The 17,191-nt window shown below is 58.2% G+C and carries 16 protein-coding genes; 8 read left to right on the forward strand and 8 right to left on the reverse strand.

Features of this window, described 5'->3' with window-relative positions:
- Positions 1-125: 125 nt before the first annotated feature.
- The 3 genes from PPGU16_RS40925 to PPGU16_RS40935 all read right to left on the reverse strand — a co-directional run bounded on the left by PPGU16_RS40925 (position 126) and on the right by PPGU16_RS40935 (position 3,769).
- Positions 126-899 carry a sugar phosphate isomerase/epimerase family protein gene (locus PPGU16_RS40925; RefSeq protein ID WP_180727285.1) on the reverse strand — a complete coding sequence of 258 codons (774 nt, stop codon included), beginning with the start codon at positions 897-899 and terminating at the stop codon, positions 126-128.
- 103 nt (positions 900-1,002) lie between these two features.
- A complete protein-coding gene (shiA, locus tag PPGU16_RS40930) occupies positions 1,003-2,358 on the reverse strand; it encodes a shikimate transporter (protein ID WP_180727286.1) in 1,356 nt (451 codons plus the stop codon).
- Positions 2,359-2,524: 166 nt separating this feature from the next.
- Positions 2,525-3,769: a porin gene (locus PPGU16_RS40935; RefSeq protein ID WP_434064467.1), complete on the reverse strand. Its 1,245-nt coding sequence runs from the start codon at positions 3,767-3,769 to the stop codon at positions 2,525-2,527.
- A gap of 807 nt (positions 3,770-4,576) precedes the next feature.
- Here PPGU16_RS40935 and PPGU16_RS40940 point away from each other — a divergent pair.
- Together PPGU16_RS40940 and PPGU16_RS40945 are read left to right on the forward strand one after the other, a co-directional pair.
- Positions 4,577-5,437: a shikimate dehydrogenase family protein gene (locus PPGU16_RS40940; protein ID WP_180727287.1), complete on the forward strand. Its 861-nt coding sequence runs from the start codon at positions 4,577-4,579 to the stop codon at positions 5,435-5,437.
- Positions 5,438-5,565: 128 nt separating this feature from the next.
- A complete protein-coding gene (locus PPGU16_RS40945) occupies positions 5,566-6,228 on the forward strand; it encodes an HAD-IA family hydrolase (protein WP_180727288.1) in 663 nt (220 codons plus the stop codon).
- 83 nt (positions 6,229-6,311) lie between these two features.
- Here the strand turns inward: PPGU16_RS40945 and PPGU16_RS40950 are convergent, their stop codons facing one another.
- The 5 genes from PPGU16_RS40950 to PPGU16_RS40970 all read right to left on the reverse strand — a co-directional run bounded on the left by PPGU16_RS40950 (position 6,312) and on the right by PPGU16_RS40970 (position 11,877).
- On the reverse strand, positions 6,312-6,509 hold the full coding sequence (locus PPGU16_RS40950; protein ID WP_180727289.1) for a hypothetical protein: 198 nt from the start codon (positions 6,507-6,509) through the stop codon (positions 6,312-6,314).
- 560 nt (positions 6,510-7,069) lie between these two features.
- Complete coding sequence (locus tag PPGU16_RS40955; protein ID WP_180727290.1) at positions 7,070-8,323, reverse strand: LysR family transcriptional regulator; 1,254 nt, start codon at positions 8,321-8,323, stop codon at positions 7,070-7,072.
- 795 nt (positions 8,324-9,118) lie between these two features.
- Positions 9,119-9,625 (reverse strand): SDR family NAD(P)-dependent oxidoreductase, encoded by a 507-nt coding sequence (locus tag PPGU16_RS43255; protein ID WP_345961199.1) that lies wholly within the window; start codon positions 9,623-9,625, stop codon positions 9,119-9,121.
- Between the two features lie 79 nt (positions 9,626-9,704).
- Entirely contained in the window at positions 9,705-10,274 is a 570-nt protein-coding gene (locus PPGU16_RS40965) for a carboxymuconolactone decarboxylase family protein (protein WP_180727291.1), read from the reverse strand.
- A 700-nt stretch (positions 10,275-10,974) separates the two neighbouring features.
- Positions 10,975-11,877, reverse strand: coding sequence for a LysR family transcriptional regulator (locus tag PPGU16_RS40970; protein ID WP_180727292.1), 903 nt, complete (start codon positions 11,875-11,877; stop codon positions 10,975-10,977).
- Positions 11,878-11,997: 120 nt separating this feature from the next.
- Here PPGU16_RS40970 and PPGU16_RS40975 point away from each other — a divergent pair, with 120 nt between their 5' ends.
- The 6 genes from PPGU16_RS40975 (at position 11,998) to PPGU16_RS41000 (ending at position 17,136) form a co-directional block, all read left to right on the forward strand.
- On the forward strand, positions 11,998-12,636 hold the full coding sequence (locus PPGU16_RS40975; protein ID WP_180727293.1) for a glutathione S-transferase family protein: 639 nt from the start codon (positions 11,998-12,000) through the stop codon (positions 12,634-12,636).
- 203 nt (positions 12,637-12,839) lie between these two features.
- Entirely contained in the window at positions 12,840-13,931 is a 1,092-nt protein-coding gene (locus PPGU16_RS40980; RefSeq protein ID WP_180727294.1) for an NAD-dependent epimerase/dehydratase family protein, read from the forward strand.
- A 527-nt stretch (positions 13,932-14,458) separates the two neighbouring features.
- A complete protein-coding gene (locus PPGU16_RS40985; RefSeq protein ID WP_180727295.1) occupies positions 14,459-14,977 on the forward strand; it encodes a DoxX family protein in 519 nt (172 codons plus the stop codon).
- Between the two features lie 125 nt (positions 14,978-15,102).
- Entirely contained in the window at positions 15,103-15,369 is a 267-nt protein-coding gene (locus PPGU16_RS40990) for a hypothetical protein (protein WP_180727296.1), read from the forward strand.
- A 312-nt stretch (positions 15,370-15,681) separates the two neighbouring features.
- On the forward strand, positions 15,682-16,497 hold the full coding sequence (locus PPGU16_RS40995; RefSeq protein WP_243460783.1) for a sigma-70 family RNA polymerase sigma factor: 816 nt from the start codon (positions 15,682-15,684) through the stop codon (positions 16,495-16,497).
- 171 nt (positions 16,498-16,668) lie between these two features.
- Positions 16,669-17,136: a DUF1109 domain-containing protein gene (locus tag PPGU16_RS41000; protein ID WP_243460784.1), complete on the forward strand. Its 468-nt coding sequence runs from the start codon at positions 16,669-16,671 to the stop codon at positions 17,134-17,136.
- Positions 17,137-17,191: the final 55 nt, after the last annotated feature.

Below are 17,191 nucleotides of genomic sequence, written 5' to 3' on the forward strand. Positions count from 1 at the left end.
TGAAAGAGATCGTGGCCGCCCTCACGCTGAGATTGGCTCCGACCGAGAAACCAATCCTCAAACCGGCCCCATTCACCGCCCTGACAAGATACATCCATTTGCCGTGGACCTCGGATATCTTGATCCTAGTGCCCAAGAAAGCGCCGCGTGCGTTCCATGACGATGCGCGCCTGCTCGCCGAACGGAAGTCCGCGCAAAGCAAGCGTCGGAGTCTCGATAGCGAGCGTCATGTCCGTTCGAAGCTGCGCGAGCATTGCTTGCAACGGTAACTCACCATCCCCTGGAAGCAGGCGCGCTGTGCGCGCCTCGGTGCGGCGACCTTCCACAGAAGCGGGCGATGCAAGCCGCGCATCGCAAAGCTGGATGTATTCGATGAGCTCCGGATTTATGCGCGCGATATCTTCCGTGTGCGCCCCCGAACGAAAGAACTGCAATGCATCGATAAGCAGCCGCGCATTAGGCTGGCCGCTGCCGTAGACGGTCGCAAGTGCATCGCTCGGGGTGCCGATCGCGCAGTACGTGATCGGCTCCAAACCCACTGTCATGTCAAAGTGCGCCGCCGCTTCACACAGCACGCAGAAGTTGTCCGTCAGGCGCGCGCGGTCGTCGTCCAAGCCTACGGTCAGCACATGCTTTGCACCCAGGCGATGCCCCACCTCCAGAGCTGGTAGCAGGTCGCCAATATTCGTGTCTGCTTGAAGCCAGCCCGGTTCGATATCGAGCAGCTTTACGCCCGTCGCGTGCGTGCGCGCTTCGAGTTCACGAATCAGCGCGGCGTCGTGCACGACATCGACGGCTCGCAGGCCGTAATAATTGAAGCCGCTGGCATGCGCGGCGTCCGCCAGTTGCAGCGGGCTCGCGTCCCGTAGCGTGAGATGGTGCAAGGAAAGTTTTTGCATGATCATTCTTGTCGATGGTTGAACAAAAAATCATAGGCAAGCGAAGCTGCGCCGGACGCTCAACAGCGGCGGCCGCTGATTCTCCTTCGCTTAAAAGGGCTAACTAGCGGGATCCAGAGCTCTCGATAGAATTTCCAATCAAGACTTCGCCATCGGCATCGGTAAGTTTTGCGGGGCCTGCCCACTTCAACCCGACAACCGCCGAAATCAGGCACGCACCCGCAAGGTACATTGCTACATACCTGTAACCGCCTCCGTTGTAGAGCACAAGGGAGGCTGCGATCAGAGGAGTGAAGCCGCCGGTGATCGCGCTGGCCAACTGATAGGCGACACCTGCCCCGCTGTAGCGAAACGACGGATCAAACATTTCTGTAAAGAGCGGCTGCTGAACCGCGACGACCGGATCGTGCCCAAAATTGGCAACCAGAACGAATGCGAGGGTGATCAATACGATGTTATGGGTTTGTAAAGCCCAGAAGAGGGGAAACGCGCCAACCACACCGATGAGCGCACCCGCTACATATACCGGTCTACGACCGATCCGGTCTGAAAGCGAGCCCAACGCCGGGATTAATGGAATGGCGACAATGCCAACCAACAGGGTCGCAGTCAGCAGGCTCAAGCGCGGAATTCCTAGGTTGTTACTACCGTAGCTCAACGCAAATACAGTGACAGTGTAAAAGGAGACTAGTTCGGCAAGCCGCATGCCGATGATTTTAAGAAAGGCGCCAGGATGACGCTTGATAGCTTCAATGAGAGGTACCTTAGCGACATGGTCTACGACCTTGACTTCCGCCACAAACTCCGGCGATTCATCTACGTTCCGGCGAATCATGTATCCGCCCCAGACTACCAACAGGCTTAACAAAAACGGGATGCGCCATCCCCATTCGAGAAACTGCTGTTCGGTTGTGAGGAGATCAATCAGCGAGACCACGGCGGTTGCAATGAGAAGTCCAACCGACGAGCCTACCTGTACGAAGCTCCCGAAAAAACCTCGACGTTCCTCAGGGGAATGCTCGACAGCCATCAAAGCGGCGCCTCCCCATTCGCCTCCGACTGCGAAGCCTTGTACAAAACGCAGGGCGACAAGCAGGATCGGTGCGACAATTCCGACTTGACTATAGGTCGGCAATAAGCCGATAGACGCAGTAGCAAGTCCCATCAGAACCAGCGTCAGCACCAGCATTGCTTTACGGCCAATCTTGTCGCCGAAGTGCCCGAAAACGACTCCGCCGAGGGGTCTCGCAATGAAGCCAACACCAAACGTCGCAAAAGTGAGAAGAACTCCAACAGACGAAACATTCCCGGGGAAAAATAATCTTGGGAAAACCAAAGCGGCGACGAGGCCGTAAACGAAGAAATCGTACCAATCCATCACAGCCCCGGCAAAACTAGCCGCGGCGGCCCTTCCAGCAGACAATTGCTGGGAGGGTTGCCCACTCTCATATTTGCTCATTTCGTAATCCTCCTTTTTTGCACATCGCGTCGTGGCAAACGTAGCCTTGTATCGATCATTCCCATTTCACAGAAACATCGGAATGCGAATTTTTCTAGCCGGTGATTGCACAACAACATTGATCTCAATCGTTAGTCGATAAGCTATAGCGTTCCATCTAATGAAGTTAGAATCGGTGAATGATGCCGACACCTGCCGCAAACATGCTGCGAGTCGCTGAGGGCGAGCCTTGAAAGCCATCGCCAATCGATGCGCTTGCCGCGATTTGGCTGTTCTTCGTCGTACCCGACGGAACGGCCAGCGTGGTGCCGTTGGCGCGCTGGAACGCTTCGAGTGCGTACAGACCCGTTCGCTTGGATAGCGTGTAGTACTGCGATAGGTTGAACTGATGGTAGGAGGCCGAGTTCTTGATTCCATTCGCACGGCTTGCCCACGTGTAGCTATATCCCGCGCCGAAGTCCCAAGCGGGTGTTGCCTTCCAGTGCAACACGCTGCCCACCGTGTTGAACACGGCTTCGTCGGTAAACAGGGAGTTGATACCGGGGATGTACTGCACGTTCGAATACGTGACCGAAATATCCCACGCGCCGTTGAATTGATAGTCGCCTGCGGCGGCGAACCGATTCTGTGCCTGCGCGCGCTGATAGCCCGCCGTGACCGCTGACACACCCGGTTGACCCGAACCATCTGTGGCCGCCGTGCTGTTGATAGTCGTCGAGCTCGCGCTGTAAATGCCGCCGCCGTTCGCCGCATTGTTCATGCGCTCGAAAGCAACGGCCGCGCCGATCGGACCGTTAGCGTACTGAATCGCTGCGGACCACGTCGATCCCTGATACACGCTGCCCGGCACACCGGCGAACGAGTACGAGCCACTGACCGTGAAGCCGTACAGCTTCGGCGACGTATAGACCACGGAATTGTTGGCACGGTAAATCGTATCCATGTTGTCCAGATCGCCCGGATGCGCACCGAAGTATCCAGTCAGCCAGTTCGTCGGGCTATACGGCGACAGCATCGTGAAGTACGACGTGTACTGGCGACCCACGGTCGCCGTACCATAGGTCGGGTTTGTCAGACCCACCCATGCCTGGCGGCCGAACATCGCGTTGGTGAACTGTTGACCGCCGTTGGTGCTGTCGAAGCCCGATTCCAACTGAAACACGGCCTTGGTGCCATCGCCAAGATCCTCGGCGCCCTTGAGGCCAAAACGGGTGCCAGCCCAGACGCCGGACGCCGTCTTGACGTTAGAGCGGCCAGCCTGGGTCTTGGCGAGGTTCGACTGACTTGTTTGATAAACGACCGAATTGTCGACGATACCGTACAACGTCACGCTGCCCTGCGCGAACGCTGGTGCTGCAATGGTGGCCGCGCCGGTAACCAATACGGGGCTCAAATGTTTCAGTCGACTGATCACGTATATCACCTCTCCATGTTTATTGTGGGTCGCTGCCGTGCTCGATTAGCTCAGTCGCGCAGCGTTGAAGTCCGATCGTGCCGTGCCTAGGAGCCAAAGGCGGCGTTTGTACTAACGGTGCGAACGTACTTGGTCGAGGCGGCGATCGGAAAGCAGGGGTTAACCATTGGGAAAGGATCGATAAAGTGCGGCCGACGGGGGTTAGTCAGGGGCCAGAGCCTTCCCCGAAGGCCTCCAGTTCGGCGCGGGGACCACGCTCACTGCTCCGTCTCCAATAACCGACACTCAACGCACCATAAGCAGATTAGATAGCCGGACAAGATTGTTTGAAGAGCGGACTCCATCCTGGACGTTTAACATAGAACACAATTTATATATGAGACACGCTTGCAATCCGGCGCGCCCTCAGTATCGCTACGAATGCATCCAGGAAAGGTACCGCCCGTCCGCAGCGAGGTTTAGTCGAAGGAGCGTCCAAAGCGTCACACATGCCCCTGTACTTTCTTAGATCGAGTCAACGACGCAACGACTCCGAGTAAACTTTTTGCGTCAATTTATCTGTTATTTAGGATCACGACTATTTCTTCCCTTGCATCGCGGACTTGCGACCTCCTACTGACGACGAACCGCGACGGCGCCACGCGTCCAGTCAATTGAATTCAATGGAGGACGCGTTCAGAATAATGAACTATCTTTAATTGACGGAGCGCATCTTCTGGTGGAGATGTGCGTGCTCCGAGACGTAGTTTTTCGTGTGCTTGCCACATGACGCAGCCACATTTCTTTAGAAAAGGAGTTTCAGAGATGTCCGTAAATGACCACGAGCGGCGGCGCCTCGATGCGCCAGTGGATGCGGCAACAAGATTGTTCTTCATCTTCGGCTCGCCCATCAGTCACGTTCGCGCGCCCGTTATCTGGAGTGCACTGATGAAGCGGTACGGTTTGAATGCAGTCTTTCTTCCCGCACACGTCGACAGTGCCGATTTCGATGAGGCGATCGCCGGGATCAAAGGGCTAAAGAACGTTGATGGGATGATGTTCACCATGCCCCATAAGATTGCTGCGTTGAAGCACGCCGACGTTCTGACAGAGCGCGCGCAGCTTGTCGGTTCAATTAACTTGCTTCGGCGCAGTGCCAGCGGTATTTGGGAAGGAGACAATGTGGACGGTGCTGGCTTCGTGGCAGGTCTGAAAGCAGACAATGTCCTTCTCGATGGCATCAACGTCTATGTTCATGGGTGCGGAGGCGTCGGCCAGAACATCGCGTGGTCGCTCGCCATGGAGCCGATAGCGAGCCTGACCGTTTTCGACATCGATAGCGTGCGTGCTGCTGAGCTTGCAGGAAAAATCGGCAAAAAGTCATCCGCCAAAGTGATCACGGGCACCCTCGCTTCCCGTGATTGCGGACTCGCGATTAACGCATCGCCTCTTGGGCTCAAGGAAACGGATCCAGTGCCATTCCCTGTGGTTGAAATGCTCCCGAGTGCGATCGTCGCCGACGTTATCATGGAGCCCATGATGACCCCGCTTCTCACGACCGCCCAGGCTCGAGGGCTTAAAGTCCATCATGGACGAAACATGATGAACTATGCCATGCCGATCGCTGCTGCGTTCTACGGTTTGCCGTCGTCGTTGGATTGGAACGGTGGACCATTGCAGAACTAATCAGCGCTAGAATTGCGTAAGTCGGCCGGTCCTTTGACGTTCCGAGCGTGCCGCGATGTCTACGTAGAAAGTCAGGGGGACGATACCTATGTAGTTGTCTCCTTCCACACCCACTGTCTGATGAACCGGTGCGAAACATTACTTTGAATATTGACGGCATCATCTTTGATAGCGATGGCACGCTCGTCGACAGCGAAACGCTGTCGGCAGAGGTGATCGTCGACATCCTGCACAGTCTTGGCGTAACCGTAACGAAGCAACAGATTCTTGAACGTTTCCGAGGAACGCGCTTTTCGATTTTCGCCGCGTCACTCTTGGCTGATTTCCCCGTGACGGACGTTGGCCTGTTCACACTTGAGTTCCGGAACCGAACTGCGGATGTCTTTACCGACCGACTTAAGCCAATGCCTGGTGCGGTTGAAGTGATTCGCAATCTCGAGATTGAAAAATGCGTTGCGTCCAATGGCCCGCGCGAGAAGATCGAGCTTTGTCTGGACGTAACCGGCCTTCTGCCTTACTTCCAGGACCGCATCGCCAGCGCGTACGAAATAGGTTCGTGGAAGCCAGACCCCTCGCTGATCCTTCATGCGGCGTCGATGATGAACCTGCCGGCGCATCGTTGTCTTCTCATTGAAGACAGTCTGGCCGGAGTTGAAGCTGGGTTAGCCGCGGGCGTGAAAGTTATAGGCTACCGGTTGAGTGACGAGATCCGAGGTGCCGTAAGTCATCCGATTCAAGTCATCGCGGAACTCTATGAGGTTCGCGAGATGGCAGGCCTGCCGCCCGCTTGAGCGCTTCCGTAATCTGGCTGTCTCAATTTCGACTTCTTCATTGCGTAGAACTCCCTCTGCTGGAAATATGCTTCTGATCATGCTTACCGGAAGGGCAGATTCCCGAGCAGCAGGCTGCCGATCATGACGACGATCTGTATCGATGTTTTGCTGTTGTAGAGGAGAGTCATGGTGACTTCACGCAGCCGTCCCAGCGACAGTGGCGTGCTATAGGTAACCGGATAGATGGCCGACACGGCCTTCATACCTTGCAGGACCTGCTGGCGTTGGATGTCGCCCATAAGGCGAATATCCGGTAAGCACCATGGTCTATGCGTGCTGAATAAAGCGAAAAGTAACAGGGACGATGGTCCGTCGAACACGGCAATCGCGCAATGCTCCCTAGCCTGAAGGCTGAGCTGACCGACAATCCCGGGCAGCGACAACCAATACAGGCGGAAGAATAGCCCTCCAAGCGGTAATGCCAGGCTCCAGCGGGTGGCAAAGGGTCGCGCTAGCCCAAACACAGTCCTGACGCGATGGACGTCCTGTCGCACTCCATGTTGGTTCCCCGCCCTGATTTCCGTATAACCGCCCAACAATTATCGAGTCGCACATCTCCCGGCGCTGCCGGGCCGCGCTGTCGTGCTGCGCATCGAGCTGCCCATGGAGTCTCGCCCCTTCGGCTTTCCATCGCTGATGCCTGCGGCCCCGCTGTTCGATCCGAGCGTGAACGCACAGAAGCCACGTGTAGCGTAAATCCTGCGATAGGACAAACCCGCTGCCGAACACCGTCTGGGTTACGCCGCGAATATGGCAACCCGGCTATGCCGGGATGTAGAGTAGCGAAGTTACGTGGTGTTCATCGCTCTCGCCCAGCCGCATGGGATGCACGCGCGACCTCTGTCGCAACGAGACGGATCGCATCGATCAGTGCACGCGCGGCCGGAGACGGCGGGCTTCCGGCGCGCAGCGTCAACCCGATGTCGCGCCGGGTGTCGCGCATCGGTACACTGAGCACGACTAGCTGGCCGTACTCGCATTCATAACGCAGCTGCTGCGCAGACAACGTCGCGATCATGTCGGTATGCAGCAGCAGCCCGCGAATCACCGCGAGATCTGCGGTTTCGACGGTCGGCATTGGCGGCTTCAGCTTCATCCGCCGAAACAGTGTCTCGAACAGAACGCGCGTCGGCGAATTCGCGCGCGGCAAAATCCATTGGGCGTTTGTCAGATCGCGCGGCGACAGGGTCTGCGCAGCGGCGAGCGGATGACCGTGCCGGGCGAGCACGACCAGGTTCTCGGACATTAGCCGCTCGCTCTCGAGACCGCTTGCGGCGTCATTCGCGCGCAGCGCGCCCAAGATGAAGTCGATGTCGCCGGCGCGCAACGCCGCAACGAGCCCCTCGTACGCGTTTTCATCAGTGACCACACGAACCTTCCGATGCTGTGTAACCACACGCGCAACTGCTTCTGGCAGGATCAGCGTGCGGCCGAGCGGCAGCGCGCCGACCGTCACGACGCCCTGGATGCTGCCGCGCAGTGCCGCGATGTCGTCCGATACATGGCTCAGCTCGTTCAGCGCGCGCCGGACGTGCAGCAAGAACGTCTCGCCGTCAGTTGTAAGCAGCACCCCGCGCGGATGCCGATGGAGCAGAGGAAAGCCCGCGCCGTTCTCGAGAATTCGGATCGCGCTGCTGACCGCTGGCTGCGTGACGCCGAGCGCACGTGCCGCGCTCGGCATGTGCCGGTGCCGTGCGAGCGTCAAAAACAATTGCAGCCGGCGCGTGTTAAGCAGATACGCGGGGCAACCGGCTTCGGGAACGATGCGGCGGCGCGAATGGCGGATCGCACACCAGCGCGCGAGAGAATCGAGTTCTGCGAACACACGCTCGCTGCGGTTGAGCACGGCGCGTCCGATGGACGTCGGTAGCATCCCGGACGGCTTGCGGTCGAAGAGCGAAGTGCCGAGCGCGGCTTCGATTTCCTTCACGGCCCGCGTGACGGCCGATTGCGTCCGAAACAGCGCGGCTGCCGCGCGGCTCACGCTGCCGGTTTCAGCGACGCGTTGCACGGCGTACAGGCCAGCGAGATTGAGAAAGTCAGCGTGGTCCATGTGTTATTGAAACTGCAGCAGTCGCCGAAACGACGTCGCGACATTGGTTCGCTGACTTGCGACCGCTCGCGCCGTTTCAGGCATCGGCAATGCCAGTTCAGACGATTGGCACCCTGGTCTCTGCTTCGTCTGCCGCACCGGTGCCAGCCTTTGCCGCATTCGAGGAGACGGCGCGAGCGACTCTTGTACCCCGTAGCGAGAACTACCACTCATCATTCGATTCGGCAGGAAACAGACGCCGCCTTATGTCTGGAGGAAACCGTGGCAGTGAATTGGCCCGGATCTGTATTCACGCGCGCACTCAGTGTCGGCCGGCGCGCGTTGTCTGCCCGTCTCTCCGCCGATTCTCCACGGCAGCGAGGCCAGCATCAGGTCCGATTTTCGAAATATCTTTCTACGGGAATCAGCTTGGCAACCGGTTCAATCGTCAAGCCGGAAGGAATGGCAAGTGCACAGTCCATCATCAGTATTGCCTCATTACAGGATCTGTTGCGAGCCGAATCCCAATTAAAGCGTCGAGTGGTCCTTCACCGCCTCCTTTAGGGCAGGCTTCAGGTCGCGAAAACGCTCGTCCAGCGCCTCGGGGTCGCTTTGATTGAGTGCGACCATCTTTATCCGCGCTTCGCCGGCGCGGATCACCTCGAATACATTGGCTGGAATGCCTTCTTTAACCGCAACGGCGACGTCGGTGGCGGACTCTCGGGAAGCCCAGTTCCGGGCCTGCGCGGTTTGAGCGCATCATGGGAGTATCCGTACCGCCAGGGTAAACCGGCAGGATATGTACACCTTCTCACTTTAGTTCGCGTCGCAGCGCCTCGCCAGGCCCGCTTTCACGGCAGCATACGTGGCATAGAACGGCACACCGGTTAACGCGATGCCAGACGCGACATTGACCACCATGCCGTCGCCGCTCGCGCGCAACGCTGGCAACGCAGCACGCGTCAGCAGGATCGGAGCCAGCAGGTCTACAGCCACCATCGATTCAATTTCCACTTCCGACACGGTTTCCAAGCGTCCAGCGCGCAACCCACCGGCATTGTTGATCAGGATATCGAGCCCGCCGAGAAGAGTCAGAGCCTCGTTCACGGTCTTCTCTCTCGCGGCAGGAGTCCCGACATCCGCTATACCCCCCCTGGCGCGACCATTTGCAGCGCCAAGATCTTTCGCTGCCGAGGCTACCAGCTCCGCTCGCCGTCCCGAAACAACGACCCGCGCGCCACTTTCAATGAGGGATTTGGCCAGTTCCAAGCCGATTCCGCTCGAGCCGCCAGTGATGAGGACACGCTTGCCTTGAAGTTCCATTGTCTAGCTCCTTCTCGCGGGAGCCTTTGGTCGCATCAATGTCAGCGCCGTGAATGCGCTATCCAGAAGATACTGCCGTTTATGCGGTCGAAGGCTCCTTCGGCTTCGCCCACTCGGCTCCAGCCATAAACGGGTCGAGTTGGGTGCGGGTAATGTGATTCGTGTAATTCGACAGTATCTTCGTACCGACACCTAGAATCACCTCCAGTACGTTACGACGCGAGTAGCCCGCGCCGATGAACGCGTCAACTGCCGCGTCTGGAGCGAAACCCCGCTCCCGCACAACGACACTGGTGAAAGCGCGCAACACTTCCAGCTTGGCGTCGGGAACGGGCTTTCCGGATCGAATGGCCTGCACCACGGCGTCATCAATCTTCTGCATGGCGGACAACTTGGTGTGCCCAGCCATGCAGTAGTGGCACTCGTTTTCGTAGATGGCGGTCAGATAGACAACTTGCTGCTCGGTGCTACTCAGGGACGTTTTCGAGAACAGCTCCCACAACGCAGCATAGCCCGACAACAACTCGGGCGACTCCGCCATGTTTGCCTGCAGATTCGGGACAAAGCCAAATCCATTTTTCACGGCTTCGAGGATCGGCTTCGATTCCGCCGGCGCGGTTTCAACGGTGTAGGTCGTAAATTTCTGCATGCACTTGAGTCCAGAAGGAACTTCCAATCCGGCGAACCTCGCCGGTACGTAGAAGCATTATTTTGCGCGTTCCTCGCGAGCGGAACGGCGACCGCCGGCATAATGGCTATTCCTTCATGGAATGAACGGCGAGTAAAATCCAATCAGTGCAGCTTTGCTCGAATACGTCGGCGGACCGGTGCTATCCGCAGCGTGGACTCTGGCGCTAAACTGCGGCCTGCGTCGCCTCTAGGAATGAAACTCCGCGATGGAATAAGCGTTATTCTGTACGTCGGACGTGCTCTTGCGGACTAGGGCGCAGCATGCCTAAATGACGCTTGCTGAACGCACATTGACTATGGATCTATACGCTGGCAAACGCTCACGGTGAATTACAAGCACTTTTGTATGCGTGGACTTGCGCTGAGCAAGAAGGTCGTAAGCTATCGTGACGCATCGGTCGGATACTTCGGTATTTCCGACATCGTAAAAAACGATCGCCCCAAGGGTACAAAAACGTTCTCAAGGAGCGATCGTGCCGATCACCACTTCGGTGAGAATCGGGTATAGCTGAGTGGCTTGATAACGCGTTTCGAGACGGCCCTCCGCTGTTTTCCTCCGGGGGAGTCGGCCACGGTCAAGCCCTTTGACAAGTGGCCTGGGACACAGGTCGTGCCGCCTGCATTGCGCGCCTCGATCGTGTCCATATCGCCGGTCCAACTTAGGGGCGCAGTCGTTCTTTACTGAACAGTCGGGCCTCGATGAAGCTTGTGAAGGCGCGCGCCTTCATACTTGCTTGACGTCCTGTCGGAAATACAGCCCAAAGATCGATATCGGGTAACGTCCAGTCTGCAAGCGCTTCTACTACCTTTCCAGAGCAAAGCTCCGTGGCGAACATCCATTCCGACGCGACAGTAATACCCAAGTCAGCGAACACTGCCTCCCGCACCCCTTCGGCTGCTGTGATGTGGACTCGCCCGTTTGCGACGATCGACTTCTCTTCTGCGCCGCGCTTAAATACCCACGTCGCGCCGCCGCCACGCTGATCGTAGATCACCGCCTTGTGTGTGGCGAGATCGTCCGGTGTTTGCGGGTGTCCGGCACGTGCAAAGTAGGACGGTGTGGCCAAGAGTACCCGCCGGCCGTGGCCCAATTTGCGGGCGGTCAAGGTCGAGTCAGCGAGGTCACCCATGCGTAACGCGACGTCGATGCCGGCCTCAATGAGATCCACATTGCGGTCGTCCAGGACGACATGAAGATCGAGCGAAGGATGTTGATCAAGAAAGGCCGGTAGATGGGGCACAACGTGAAGACGAGCGAAGGTCACCGCGGCACAGATTCTCAATCTGCCCGACAGCGTCGCACTTGCACCACGGGCCGCCTGGTCCGCCTCTTCCGCCTCGTCAAGTGCGCGCTTTGCGTGCTCGTAAAAATTTTGCCCGGATTCTGTCGGAGCAAGGCCATGCGTTGATCTGAAAAGAAGACGCACGCCAAGCCGCTCCTCGAGTTGCGCAACAGCCTTGGACACGGCCGGTTGGCCAATTCTAAGGTGCCGTGCTGCCGCCGAAAACGAACCCGTGTCGACGATCCGCACAAACGCTTCCATAGCAGCGAGTCGGTCCATTGATATTCCTCTTTGGAATGAACGATATCACTGTTTTCTGGCTACCACAATCGTTGCGGAATCGGCCAAATAGAGAACCAAGCGGAATATCTCCTTTCCAGCGGCTAGCAAGGAAAACTGATGCTGAAAGTCTTTGCGTTTTCAACTCCAAACAGTGTGCGAATACCCATAGCTTTGGAAGAGCTCGGGCTTGAGTATGAGATCGAGCCCATCAATGTGCGTAAGGGTGAGCAGAAATGGCCAAACTACCTTGCCATCAACCCGAATGGCAAGGTACCCGTTCTCGTCGACAACGACGGTCCTGGGGGCGAACCGATCACATTGACAGAGTCAGGCGCGATCCTTATCTATCTCGCGGAGAAGGCAGGTCGCTTACTTCCCAGCGCGGGCGCTGTTCGGGCAAGAACATTCGAACAACTGCTTTTTCATTTGACCGCGATAGGTCCAGCCTTAGGACAACTGGGATTCTTCAAACGCCAGGCGTCGGAGGAAATTCCCGTGGCCATCGCGCGGTTCCAGACAGAGTCAGACAGAGTGCTCGCTGTTCTGGATCGAGTTCTCGCTCAACGCCAATATGCGGCCGGCGGCGAGTTCACGATTGCTGACATCGCCCATTTTGGCTGGCTGTGGCGGCGCGAATTTGCGGGCGTTAACCTCGACGGATTCCCCAATATTGAACGATGGTATCGCGGAGTTGAAGGTCGACCGGCCGTGCAGCGCGGCATTCAGCGAGTCACTGCACTGGTCCCGACCGACTGATTTTCCAATAGTCCCTGTGCCTTTTGGCAGGTTTTGTCGGAATTCCTCGGGTGCACTCCCCGCGCGCTGCATCGTAACGATGGCGCGCAGCCCGATATATCCCTCGCATCGCGGCCTGTAGGTGGCCAGGAATTGCAAATCGGCGCGCGGACCGTCGCGTGCAGAGTGAAGTAATCGAAGCTCATACGAAAAAGGTACTCATTATGAAAAACAAGGTTCTGGTTGTCGGCGCAAGCGGCCTTATCGGCGTAGCAGCGATCGAAGCTTTTCTTAACGCTGGCTGGGACGTAGCAGGAACTTCAAGGCGCAAGCCAGAACTTCCCAGCGGCCGTAGCTTCGAGTTCCTTTCTGCGGACCTGCGCGACGCGACTTCTGTCAGTAAAGCCTTGGTGCACCACCACAATCTCACACATGTCGCTTATGCCGCCATTTCGGAAAGCGCAGAGGACCTCGTCGGAGGCTGGTCGAACGCGGAGCAGATCAAGACCAACAACGCGATGTTGCGCAACGTCGTCGAGTCATTGGTAGCGGCAAAGGCGCCCCTCAAGCATGTGTCGATCCTACAGGGGACGAAAGCCTACGGCGTGCATCTTCATCCAATCGCGATTCCTGCGCGCGAGAGCGATCCGCGCGATAACCATGCAAATTTCTTTTTCGACCAAGAGGATTACATACGCGAAGCCGGCGCTCGTCACGGATTCTCCTATACCGTGCTACGTCCACAGCTAGTGACGGGCAAGACACCCGGCGCCCTCAATGTCCTTCCAGCCATCGGTGTCTACGCCGCGATTCGCCGTGAAAAGGGAGAGCCGTTTAGCTTCCCGGGTGGACCTTCGTTTGTCTGGGAGATGGCGGATGCAGATCTGGTCGGTGAAGTCATGGTGTGGTCTGCAGAGTCGAAGGCAGCCGTCGACGAGACTTTCAACGTCACGAACGGCGATGTGTTCGAGTGGCGAAGCGTTTGGCCAGCGATGGCAAAGACGCTAGGTGTCGCCGTGGGAGAAGACGCACCCACAAGTCTCACGGCGTACATCCAACAGAACGCCGATGTCTGGCAAACCATCGTCAAGAAGTACGGGTTGAAGAGCGCCGATTTGCGATCGTTCGTTGCGCAGGGCGACCAGCATGCCGATTTCGCGTTTGCGTACGGTGCTCCCGCGGGCCCTGTCGCCTTCGTGAGCACAATCAAGCTTAGAAAGGCTGGCTTCAATGCTGCGGTCGACACGCGTGACGCGTTCCAAGCGGCCCTTCAAGCGATGATTGACCAAAAGTTGCTGCCACCCGCCCAAGGCTGATGCACTTCTTGGTCGTTTGAGATACCGAATGCGGGGCCGTCGTTGCCCCGGAGTCGATTTACAACGGGACGGAGCGTCTCTCGGGGAGTCTGAACAACGCTTCGTCCCATTCGGTATTTCTAGAAGAAAAGACGAGAATTTACGAAGGTGAAATATGCAGGATCCTGCCGGTCATGAGCGGGCGAACCAGAACGACATCGGGCACCGTGTAAAAATTCGGGGAAAGTGTGCGGCAAACCACATAGTCAGTGGTCCAGCTCCGCCCCCAAGCTGCATACACACGCACTGCCCGGCGAACGGCAAGCGGTCCTGATTCAGCGACCGATGGCGCAATCATCGGCGCCTCGTATCGCCGAGGCGCACAACGCTCACTCACGCCGGGAGCTAACCGCACGCTGCTCAACACATCGCCAAGCGGGTGTAACCAGACGCAGGGCTCGACCGATCTATTCAAGGCAGTTTGCCGCCAGGCGTGACCGACACACCGCCGGTCACTCCGCCTGTCGCCCCTTCCGACCCGGTCTACCATGAATCAATCTCAATCACTCTTTCGTTATTTCGATCCGTCCTGGCTATCCCTTCGTCTTAGCGCCATCGCACCACTTCCCGTTCGGTTGATCGTCGGATACGGATTTATCGCGCACGGTTACGCGAAGGTGGTCAAGAATCCCGAAAACTTCGCGGCGATCCTACATGCATTGGGCGTGCCGTTCCCACATCTAATGTCGTGGGCGACGATCGTCGTCGAACTGGGAGGCGGATTGGCTATCCTGCTCGGCGCCTTCGTCCCTTTGATTACGATTCCAATGATCATGGTCCTGCTAGTCGCCACCCTCACAGTGCACGCGCAGTTCGGTTTCACGTCGATCAAGCTGATGTCAGTGACCAACGGCGTGCCGCATTTTGGGCCACCGGGCTATGAGACCGACCTTCTCTATATCGGCGGTCTGCTGACGCTCGTGTTCGGCGGCAGTGGGCCGTTCGCCGTCGATACGCTGCTCAAGCCGTTCTACACGCGGCTTACCACGGCAACGTCGCGCAACTGATTCTTGCGGCGCGCGAATTTTATCCGGCTGTAACCGCGCCCCTCTCTTTCCCGATTTACCAAAGGTGACAGGCGACATCTGGAACCTGTCTCGCCATTAAATCATTCTCTCTTCAGGAACTCCCAATGAACATCCGAGCACTCGCCATCACTGCACTCTTCGCCTTCACCTTCCTGGGCACCGCTCGCGCACAAGGCGTCACAAACGACGAGCAGCAACAAGTGCAAACGCAACCGGCGAAGCCAGCGGCGAACGCCGTCATGGGTCCGCAGGCTGACCGCACGTTTAACTCAGGCTCGACGAATCAAGCGGTGCCGATGTCTTCGGCACCGCGCTCAAACGACGGGTGCGTAGGACCTGTCAGCTTCTGCAATATCTTTTTCGGCAGCTAGGCCTTTTCGGCGCAACGGCTCTATCAGCTCAAAAGTCGGGCAGACTCTTATCCCGCAGCAAGCGGCTCGCTCCTTAAGCCGTTCCGTATCGCCGTCTATTGGCATCAGCCGCCGGCATCGGCAGCCATATGCGTCGTGGCAACAAATGGCACTTCGCGTCGCAGCTACGAACTGTTGAGGCCGAACGTGGATTTTTCCGCTGGGGCACATAGGTGGCTCACCTGCGGAAGCCACTCCTTGATGCTTAGTCATCGGCATCACGCCGCATCTGCGCTGACGATGTCGAACAATATTTCGGTGACTCTGTAACCGATGCCGGCTAGCAGGGGATCTGTCCAATTCGGCAGTACAACCCAGGTCCCGCACATGCGGGTAATTCAACCCCATTCTTTCGACGACCATGCCTCATCCTCGCATATCTTCGGCATCCACCGCTGCGCCAGTCGTCGGCATGCGCCTCCTGCTATGGCAACCATTCATTTGACGCCGACGCAACCCGTGATGGCTCAAGCGGCATCCGACGAAAATGGCGAAGGCCGCGCGCGCGCCGCGAGCTCGCTGACCGATACAGAGCGGCGGCTCACTACGCTGCTCCAGGCGTCGATCGCAGGGGACAAGCACGCATATCAAGGGTTCCTCAGTGAACTCGCGCGTCATCTGCGGATCCGGCTGCACAAGCATCTCTGGCAGCAAGATGCCGACATCGAGGATCTCGTGCAGGAAGTGCTGATTGCCGTACACAAGGGCCTCGACACGTTTCGGCCTGACGTCCCGCTCACCGCATGGATCAGCGCAATCGTCCGCTACAAACTTGCCGATCACTTTCGCGCGAGCGCGCGACGCGGCGAACTGTTCCAGCCGCTCGACGACGATGCATCCACTGCGGCAATGGACATCGCAGTCCCATCGAATCAGGATGCGTTCGACGCCCAGCGTGATCTCGACCGGCTACTCGCGACGCTACCGCCGCGCCAGCGCGAATCGATCGTGCAGACCAAACTATGGGGTCGATCTGTCGCCGAAACCGCGGCATCGACCGGTCTCACTGAATCCGCCGTCAAGGTCAGCGTACATCGCGGGCTGAAAGCGCTCGCAGCAAAGATCAAAAGGAGAAGCCATGAAGACTGACATGCTCATCATGATGCTCGCGCAGGGTCCCCGCGCGCCGTCGCGTGCGGCCGTGGGCCGCCGGCTCGGCACCGGCGTCATGTTCGGTGTGGCCGCCGCTTTACTGCTGCTCGTATTTGCTGTTCCGGGGGCGTGCCGGTCCAGGCGCTCGCCGCGCGGCTCACAATGCCCGTGTTCTGGGCCAAGTTGGCGCTCCCTGTCTCGATGACCGCCGCGGGCGTAGCGGTCCTGTCGCGTTTGTCCCAACCGGGCGTACCGACTGAGCGAGCATGGAAACTGCTCTGCGTGCCGATCGTGCTCGTCTGGCTGTCCGCGCTGGCGGTACTCGCGGGCGCGCCGGCGCCGATGCGCGAGGCGCTGATTCTCGGCCACACCTGGCGAGCCTGTCTCGCCCATATCGTCCAGCTCTCGATTCCCGGGTTCGCGGCGCTATTGATTGCGATGCGTGGTCTCGCCCCGACCCGGCCTGCACTGGCAGGCGCGACTACCGGCCTGCTCGCAGGCGCAATCGGTGCGCTCGCTTACTGCCTGCGCTGCCCAGAGATGGCACCGCCGTTCTGGGCGACGTGGTATCTGGCCGGCATGTCGGTGCCGGCGCTCATAGGCGCATTGGTGGGGCCGCGCGCGATGCGGTGGTGACCAGGTTCGCGATTCGCACGGTCAAACACCCGTGAAACAGAACCTTGCAAATTGA

This window comes from Paraburkholderia largidicola (assembly GCF_013426895.1).
GTDB classification, from domain to species: Bacteria; Pseudomonadota; Gammaproteobacteria; order Burkholderiales; family Burkholderiaceae; genus Paraburkholderia; species Paraburkholderia largidicola.